Annotated in this window: 12 protein-coding genes; 2 read left to right on the forward strand and 10 right to left on the reverse strand. The window is 54.9% G+C overall.

Translation table 11 applies throughout. From position 1 onward, the window contains the following. From BLW97_RS15135 to BLW97_RS15165, 7 genes are all read right to left on the reverse strand, one after another. Positions 1–242: hypothetical protein (locus BLW97_RS15135; RefSeq protein ID WP_207650628.1), on the reverse strand; the 242-nt coding region annotated here is incomplete at its 3' end. Continuing rightward, positions 235–678 (reverse strand): ArsR/SmtB family transcription factor, encoded by a 444-nt coding sequence (locus BLW97_RS15140; RefSeq protein WP_143214931.1) that lies wholly within the window; start codon positions 676–678, stop codon positions 235–237. The genes BLW97_RS15140 and BLW97_RS15135, both read right to left, overlap by 8 nt. 409 nt (positions 679–1087) lie before the next feature. After that, a complete protein-coding gene (locus tag BLW97_RS20240; RefSeq protein WP_075323795.1) occupies positions 1088–1303 on the reverse strand; it encodes a GDCCVxC domain-containing (seleno)protein in 216 nt (71 codons plus the stop codon). A gap of 139 nt (positions 1304–1442) precedes the next feature. Beyond that, positions 1443–1877, reverse strand: a complete 435-nt coding sequence (locus BLW97_RS15150; protein WP_075323796.1) for a DUF2442 domain-containing protein — start codon at positions 1875–1877, stop codon at positions 1443–1445. Further along, complete coding sequence (locus BLW97_RS15155; RefSeq protein ID WP_075323797.1) at positions 1852–2112, reverse strand: DUF4160 domain-containing protein; 261 nt, start codon at positions 2110–2112, stop codon at positions 1852–1854. The genes BLW97_RS15150 and BLW97_RS15155 overlap by 26 nt, the downstream gene beginning before the upstream one ends. Positions 2113–2154: 42 nt before the next feature. Continuing rightward, complete coding sequence (locus tag BLW97_RS15160; RefSeq protein WP_075323798.1) at positions 2155–2559, reverse strand: hypothetical protein; 405 nt, start codon at positions 2557–2559, stop codon at positions 2155–2157. 63 nt (positions 2560–2622) lie between these two features. After that, the gene (locus BLW97_RS15165; RefSeq protein WP_207650629.1) at positions 2623–3288 is read right to left on the reverse strand and encodes a helix-turn-helix domain-containing protein; all 666 of its coding nucleotides are present in this window, start codon (positions 3286–3288) and stop codon (positions 2623–2625) included. Between the two features lie 818 nt (positions 3289–4106). Here BLW97_RS15165 and BLW97_RS15175 point away from each other — a divergent pair. Beyond that, positions 4107–4391, forward strand: coding sequence for a hypothetical protein (locus BLW97_RS15175; RefSeq protein WP_075323800.1), 285 nt, complete (start codon positions 4107–4109; stop codon positions 4389–4391). Positions 4392–4933: 542 nt separating this feature from the next. On the opposite strand, the gene BLW97_RS15180 is transcribed toward BLW97_RS15175, so the two are convergent. Both BLW97_RS15180 and BLW97_RS15185 read right to left on the reverse strand, forming a co-directional pair. Next, positions 4934–5581: a hypothetical protein gene (locus BLW97_RS15180; protein ID WP_075323801.1), complete on the reverse strand. Its 648-nt coding sequence runs from the start codon at positions 5579–5581 to the stop codon at positions 4934–4936. Then, positions 5581–5871 (reverse strand): mobilization protein, encoded by a 291-nt coding sequence (locus BLW97_RS15185; RefSeq protein WP_075323802.1) that lies wholly within the window; start codon positions 5869–5871, stop codon positions 5581–5583. Before BLW97_RS15185 ends, BLW97_RS15180 begins: the two co-directional genes overlap by 1 nt. Positions 5872–6061: 190 nt before the next feature. On the opposite strand from BLW97_RS15185, the gene mobQ reads away from it, so the two are divergent. Then, positions 6062–7084 carry a MobQ family relaxase gene (mobQ, locus tag BLW97_RS15190; protein ID WP_075323803.1) on the forward strand — a complete coding sequence of 341 codons (1023 nt, stop codon included), beginning with the start codon at positions 6062–6064 and terminating at the stop codon, positions 7082–7084. Positions 7085–7452: 368 nt separating this feature from the next. Here the strand turns inward: mobQ and BLW97_RS15195 are convergent. After that, positions 7453–8373 (reverse strand): permease (locus BLW97_RS15195; protein ID WP_075323804.1); only part of this gene is annotated, 921 nt, incomplete at its 5' end.

Here is an 8373-nt window from a genome sequence, read left to right on the forward strand (position 1 = left end):
CCCAGTGCCACCGGTATCACGGCGCATGAACATAGGGGCAGAGGCGCACCCATCACTGCCGCCTTGGTGATTGGCCAGAGGCCATCGCCACCCAGCCAGCTGGCCAAACGCTGCTGCGGCACCCATGCCTTGATCAGGCCTGCACTAAGTAGGCCAATCATCACGAAGGGCGCAGCGTCCAGGTAGAGTGCCCAGGTATTTCCGACGACGTGCTGGATGATGAGTTCAAGCGCATTAAGCATCAGCATCTCCTAATTCTGTGTCCGGCACTGGATGAGGCGCGGAGACGTGAGTTGAATCGAGCAGTTGCAGGACCGCATCCAAATCGCGCAGTGGGGCAGTTTTGCTGAGTTGGCAATACACCATCTTGCCGTCACTGCGCGTGACGACCCAACCCTGACTACGCAGTTGTCGGAGTTGCTGTGAGGTCGCCGCGACACTCAAACCCAATAGATGGGCAATGTCGCACACGCACAATTCCGTGACCCGTAGCGCTTGCAAAATGGTTAACCGTTTCACATTGCCCAAGGCTTTGAACCGGTCTGCAGCAGCGGCCAGGTGTACGCCATCCGCCTTGAGATGTTTCCGCACGCGGTTGATCTCGAGCGGATGAAAACAGCGGACCAAGCAGGTTTCGGCTGCAACGGACGTATCTGGGGAGGGCGCAGTCTTTTTCATGTTTCCGATAATATCAAAATGACATGCAAACACAAACCCAAAATTTCGCAATTAAACTCTGGATCTAGGCACGTTATCTCTCCTTGCAAGTTCACTGCGTGCTTATCCGGTTGTCTCCCAATGCTACTAAATATGGGGTTCTGTGAAAGCCCCTAAAAACTACCCTACGATGACCGACTGGCTTTGCCTAAAAAGGCTTGGCGAGGATCGCCGTACCAGTGTTGCCGCGATTTCATCGATTTTCAAACCCACTACCGGTAGTGGGTTTGGGAGACAACCGGATAAGCATGGTTCACTGCATAACCCTTATTTCGCTGTGGTTCCATCACCAGCAGGATCGGTTACAGGGAGTGTGATCTATGTTTCACAGTTAGACAGATGTGCCATTATGTTTCGCGGGCGTAAAATTTTAAGGCGTGCAGCAAGCGCTGGCGTTTTTTTGAATGGGTGGACAAGGAACCGTACCGAAAGAACAGAAAACACAACAATCACCTTCCTTCGGGCTTAGAATTGCACCGCAGTTTTTGCAATCATAAAACCATTGGCATGCATCCGTTGGCATCGTTTCTGTTTCTTGGTGCCCGCATTTAGGACAAGTGATTACTGATTCTAATATTATTTCCACGAGCCTCGACCCTCAGTAAAAATTTTGTCTTTTAGTAGACAGAATGCGTCATTCTGTCTTGTAGCCCCAAAACCCTGAACGGCAGATCGCCCGGTTTTGCTCGGTTCCTCTGACACCCAGGAGGGCCGATTATGGGACATTACGATATAGCCTTCTTTTCTGCTGACTGTGGACGCCCGCCAAGTCGTCCGTTTCTTCGGGCTGCCGCTGCCTTGGCGGGGCTTTTTGATACGCCCCCCTTCTGCCCAAGGCTGCGCATCCAGGCCGATGTACCGAGAACTCCCCGCGCCAATGCAGGGACGTACAGATCAGCGTCCAGTCGCGGGAAGTGTAGCCCAAGACCACGCGCTTGAATGACGATCTCTGCCATATCTGCGGGAGTGGCATTCTCTATGCCCTGAATCAATGCTGGTGGGATGTGTAGACCAACACCGTTGTTCAACTCGATCACGACCTTTCCCGTAGGTTGGTCATAGTAGGCGGACTCCGCCAGTGGGCCAGCAGCAAGCGTCTCCCGTCCACGCTGATTTGCAGCGTCCCAGTCGCGCTCAAGAATTTTGTCTACTTGGTCCATGGTACCTCTCCCACTCTCCACAGAATAATGCCAATCGGGATATGCTTTCTTCCAGAAGGTGACGTATTTCCGCCCTGGAAAAGCCGATACTCTCCCGTAGCTCCGGTGGCCCTTTCGGGCAATGCAATATGAATACTGCCTTACTATCCCCTTTTATCACGTGCACATGAGCGGGACGATGGTCGTTGAGGTAGATCACTACCCGCGCAGCGTCTATGTGATCGATGGTGGGCATAATGTCGTTATCCTAGGCGCGCTTTGGTTTATATACAAGGCATCATCCCCAAAATCGCCACCACGGACGGTCATCCTTCTCTTCGTGTCGTAATTGGTTTTGGCTTTTGGCTAGCAAGTCGCGCAGCCATAGTTCGCGTTCCTCAGCCTTATGCAATTCTTCCTCACGGATTCGCAAAATATCACGCACTCGCTGAAGTTCTGATTCTAGCTCACTGATAACAAGAATATTTGGGTCGTTAGCCTCTCGGACACCACCTGTGTCTTGACCTTCTACTGTGTCATGTAGGACACCAAACACGCGTAGCAGCTCAGAGGTATCAATAACCGGATTTCCTTGGTTGTCGTTCGTAACGCTGACCTTGCCGTTATTGATGTAAGAGCGATAAAAGGTGCTGCGAGAAACCTTCGCTAAGCTTGCAGCTTTGGTGATGCTTACCTGTGTCATTTGACTGTCGCCTATTGGTTCACTTGGTGTGTCATGGGACGTATCACCATTGTAGCAAAACAATCACTCAATGAGCGGAATTTGATCGTCATCTACGGCGTTTTTTGGGCTTTTAACGGGTGTTTCAGCCTGAAGAAAAGGCAAGTCAGGCTCCAAGCCATCCAAGATAGGCTGAGAAGGAGGCGGCTCTCCTGGGCCTGCTGGCAGTTGCTGTTCGCCAGGATATAAGACCGGGATACGGCGGAGGTCTGTGGTGTCCACTGTGGAAGGATCCTGATCGCTCCTATCAGCAACCACGGCAGCGGAGAAAACAGATAAAACCATTTCACCACGCGGCTGTCCCCAAGCCACCCGGTCATTGACCACGTATGCAGACACGCTTCCTGGGCCGTTGAGCTTTATGACTTGTATCCATCGCTCTGCCACGAGATCGGACACAGCGTTTCTTACTGTTCGGTCCGTTACACCCATCAATCCGGCAAGAGTCTTTTGACTGATAACGACTGCATTTTGATGCCCCATGTTAGCGACCAAATGATGCAGGAGAATTCCAGCACGAGGTTTTCTCATCGTCAGGTTTGCCCACGCCTCGTGGGCTTTGCGTTCTGTTTGGACCCATTGGCCATATTTGGGTGCGGCAGGTGTGCCTAATTTTTCCTGGGGGGCGGAATCTCTTTGCATTTTTTTGGAAATCCTTTTCCGATAATCTGTTCCAAAAATGTACATCATAGCGCACATTTTTGGAACACCCCGGAAACAGCTGGTTTCCGCACCCCCGGAAACAGCTGGTTTCCGCACCCCCCCTAAAACACATTAAAAAATCAGTTAGTTAAAAAATGGTCCTTTCTATGTTCTATTGGGACTTTTGTGCCGGACCTTCTGACAAGGAGTGGGCGCTTGCTCCGACTACGTCGGACCGCCCACAAACATTCCCGGCGGGGACCCTGCTGGTCCCCCTGTCCTCGCCTTCGGCTCGCCGGATCGACCCCCTATGGGGACTGCGTCCCCCACTGCCTACGGCAGCGGCTCCCCCTGCTGGTTTACCAGTGGATGAGGTCTTTTTTTGAAAAAGAGCTTTAGCTCCCGCCCCGCAGGGGCAAAGTAGGCGCGGGCGATTTGGGCGATTTGCTTGCAAATCGTCTGAATCGTTCGCAACCGCGCAGGGCGCGGAATGGTAAACGGGCCACCGTTATGACGCGCGCAGCGCATAGAACGCTGTTTGCATCGACAGCAATCCGTGCCTGGCACGGCGAAGCCGTGGCAACCAGGCACTCCTTGTCTGGGGTTTGGGTATTTTTATTTTGGAAAATGCTCATATTTCGCGTAGGACGCGTTTTCTGGCTTTGGTGGTGTTTTCCCTGTCAAATGCTCTTGCGTCGGTTCTGGGGCAAATACGGGGCCTTTACGGCATGGTTGCACGGGGTTTCTCTGGTTTGGCCATGACGAGGATGGGCACTTGTGTTGCTCCGCGACTAGTCACAGAATGTTTGGTAACTTGTGACGTGTCACGTATAATAAGATTCAGGCGACTGATGCGGAGAACAGCCATGACCAAGATAGCCGAAGTCTTATCACAACCTGTCACGAAGAAAAGAGGCCGGAAGCCCAAGGGCGACCGCCCCATGACGGCAGCGGAACGGGCCAAGGCCAGCCGCGACCATCGCCGCTTCCCGATGGAAGGCTACAGCGGGAAGCCGATCTCCGTGATGTTGTCGGGTGACGCGCATATGGCTCTGAATGACCTCATCGCCCTATACAGTGACAAGTCACAAAAAGAGATCATCGATCTGGCGCTTATCCATTTGCTCAAATTGCAGCCAGTCACCTATTAAAGGCGTTTTGTGACTTGTCGCGTTTATTGAGCTAATAGGGGTCCCCTCAGAAAACGGAATATAAAACCCGTTAAGGGCGCGATGGGGTTTTGTGTGAAACGCCTCCCAAAGTACCAGTAGGCTCATATTGACGGGATGCCCTGGATATCTTGTCCAAGTTGGGTACGAGATTGGTCACCGTTCTTCTTGAAAACAACCGTTTTTGATAAAGTGGGAATGATGATTTGAAAACTGGTTTTTTCAAACAGTTAGTGTTATCAAAAATCTATCTCAAAACAGCATGATCAATTCCACTGGATTTTATGGGTTTTGAGAATATCCTGTTGGGTATGCACGGGTATCCACCAAAGACCAAAACCCCCTGGTGCGGGCTGTCGGAAAACCATGTCGGTCAGGTGTGATGCTCGGAAACTCTGCCGCCGATGTTTCCTGACAGAATTCTCTGGGGTTCCGGCTTACACCCCCAAGCAGGGAAAATATCGGCCGCTGCGGCCTTTCGCAGGAGCTTAACGGGTTTTATATTCCGTTTTCTGAGGGGACCCCTAATACCCTTTGGGAATGACCAGTTCTGTTTTGCCGTGGTCTGTGGTCCATGCGCCGAGTGGCAATGGGCTGCCGTTGCTGTAGGTTCCCTGATTGTTGCTGACCTCGAAACACAGTCTTCCGCCGCAATGGTTCCAGACCACGTTCCCGCCGTGCTTGGCCAGCTCTGCCACGGTCGCCTGCATCCGGGGGATTTCTGCGCTGAGCGTGGCCTTCTGCTGGCGGAGGTTCTGGACTTCGTGGAACTGCCAGGCCAGGGAAATATAAGCCATCAGACAGATTCCGAAGAATCCGGCAGCGAACAGGATGACCCATTTCCAGGAAAACCAGGCGGAAGCCTGGCTGATGGCCTTCCCGGCCTCGGTCGTGTTCCCGATGACGCCGGAGAAGTTTTCGAGAATCGGGTTTAAGGCGGTTTCCAGGGACGTAGCGGCGATTTCTCCGGCATCCCCCATCTGATCCTTTACGGCAGCGCCTACGGCGGTTCTTACGGCCTTGGAGATGCTCTGGACGGTTTGGGCGAGGCGGGTGCGTTCCTGGGCGAGGGCTTCGCGTTCAGCGGTCAAGGTGTCGATGGCGGTTTGTATGGCCTTCTGCTGATCGTTTGCCACCGCCATGTAGCCGAATAGCTGCTGTTGTGAGTCCATTACTGGCCTCCTTGGGAATTTTCGGGACGTACTGGCAGATCAAAGAGGGCGCGATCATCGGCACGGGTCAGGGCGGCCTCCATGAGGGCCATAAATTTGTCGTGTGGCCATTCCCCGCGTTCGACCTTGGCGAGGATGGCGGCTCCAACGAGGATTTTACGGCGGGTATCTGCGCTGCGTTTCTTTTTGGCCTCGATGCTGCGTTTACGGGCTTCGATCTGCTGTTTCTTGGCTTTCTCCTGTTTGAGTTTTGCCTCCAGTTTAGCGATGCGTTCTTCGATGGTCGTCATGGTCACTCCTCTGCAATATCATGGAGATACTTTAGCGCGTTTTTAGGGCGGAACGAACTGCTGGAAGAGGCCTTGACGGTGTGGCAACATAGACCCGCAGCGAAAAAGCAAGGGCGCACTTATGCAAACTCTGCGAGTTTGCGTGCGGTCAAGGCTCCGCCCCGACACCCCGTAGGAGGAGGAGGCCAGAATGGCGATCTATCATCTCTCCGTCAAAGCCATCAGCCGATCTGCAGGCCGCAGCGGCACGGCTTCCTCCGCGTATCGTTCCGGCGAGAAGATCGAAGATGAACGGACGGGAGAAGTACACGACTACACCCGCCGAAGCGGGGTTGAGTCCGCCGATCTGGTGTTGCCGGAAGATGCCCCCGACTGGGCAGCGGACCGGGCGGCATTGTGGAATGCCGCCGAGCAGGCGGAGACCCGGAAGAACGCAACGGTTGCCCGCGAGTTCGAGATTGCCCTGCCCGAAGAACTGCCCCCTGCCGAGCGGCGGCGTCTGGCGCTGGATTTTGCGGGAGAGCTGGTCCAGCGGCATGGCTGTGCAGCGGATGTGGCCGTGCATGCGCCGGGGAAAGCCGGAGATCAGCGCAATCACCATGCCCACATTCTGCTGACGACCCGGCGGATAGGACCAGACGGGTTTACCGAAAAGACGCGGGAACTGGATGACCGGAAGACGGGCAAAGAACTGGTGAGCGAATGGCGGGAACGGTTTGCCGAGCTACAGAACGCCCGATTACAGGAAAACGGCATAGCCGCCCAGGTGGATCACCGCAGTCTGGCGGAGCAAGGTCAGGATCGGGCACCGACCCGGCATCTGGGGCCAGCGGCCAGTGGTTATGAGCGGCGGACCGGGCAACCGAGCCGCCGAAGGCTGGATTTTGAGCAGGAAGTTTCGGAACGATTAAAGCTGGCCAAGGAAGCGGGTGAGCTGGAGCGGCAAGACCTGGCGGTAGATCAGAGTATTCTTGATCTATCCGGCGACCTGGAAGCCGCGCGCGCCGAGCGGGACCGGATAATCCGCGAAGAGATTGCCCAGGGGATTGCAGACATTCGGAAGCAGTTTGCCCAGTATCAGGAGATAGAAGCGGGCAAGCAGCAGGCGCGGGAGGCCTTTGAGCGGTTTCAGGCGGAGCAGCAGTTGCAACGGGAGCAGGAGGTAGAGCGGCCAGCGCCTCGGGAATATGAGCTGGATGGTCCTGAGTTGTGATGTTAGTGTTACAGTAACGGTTTATTACTGTGACAAGTTGCGTATATGGTGCTTTTCCGGGGACGCTTGGGCATATTTTGGGCAAAGCGCCAAAAATCACGGCATGGCACAGGCTGAAACGCCTATTTTTACTGGTGTTTTAACATGCCGACCAGCGGATTAACAATCCGGGGGTCCGGTGAAATAACCGTTACCGTAACGATTGCAGCAAGCTTCTCAAAAACGGCTTGTGGCGAGAATCAGCTTTCATTATCACTACGCCCATCTGTCAAGGGCGAGGATTCGACCTGCTGTGGAGGACCTGTCCCGCCTCGATTTGGGCTTACATCCCCAGCTTGAGCGCCACGCCCACATTTGTCATATTCGGTTCAGTTGCGAGCATGTTCAGGCGGGTTCGGGTGCCCCAGGCCTGGCAGGTGTCTGCGCAAAGGCCGCAGCGCGAGCATCGTCAGCGCGCCAGCACCGAGCAGCTTGATCCATTCCGGCAACAGTTCTTGGGTAGCGTGCAACTGTGCGACGATGTCGATATGCAGCGCAACAACGACATAATTGGTCAGCAGTCCAAACCCGATGGCGGATACGCTTATCCCAGCCAGATAGACGAACACAAACCGCCATCCGAACTCCTTACGCAATGGGCCAAGCGAGCCCAGATTGGTCGCTTGACCGGCCAACAAAAACACCAGCACCGCGCCAGGAGATATACCCGCCAGGAGCATGGCCGTTGCAATCGGCGTGGACTCGGTCGCGCAAACGTAAAACGCCAAGCTCACCAGCAGAATCACTAACATGGCAGGCAGACCACTGCCGTAGGTGCTCAACGCGGAGGGCGGCACCAGGGTCATGGTAATGCCCGCGAGCGTCAGGCCGATGAGTAGCCAGACGCTGAAGTCATCGAGCAGATTCGTGACGGCATAGCGTATGCCTGCGCCAGTGCGCGCCCAGCCGTTGCGACTTTGTGAAGCATCAGCCATGCAGGTTTCATCATTGCATGTCGAAGCGCTGCACGCGCTTGCGGGTGCGCCCTCCTGCCGCGCCGTTTGCGTCCCGCAGTCGCTCGAACAGGACGAGGCTGCAAGCGGAGTGGGCGCTGCCGTATGGCGGCCAGGCGAGACCAGACTACCCAGCAAACCGGTCATGATACCGCTCAAAATCGCGGTCACTGGGCGGACAACCGTCATGAAGGGGCCGAGCAAAGCGTACGAGATGAAAATCGAATCGACGCCTGTTTCTGGTGTCGCAATCAAAAAGGACAGGGTGGAGCCGCGCGAGGCTCCAGCGCGATGCAG

It is taken from the genome of Acidithiobacillus albertensis (genome assembly GCF_001931655.1).
In the GTDB taxonomy this organism is placed as follows: Bacteria; Pseudomonadota; Gammaproteobacteria; order Acidithiobacillales; family Acidithiobacillaceae; genus Acidithiobacillus; species Acidithiobacillus thiooxidans.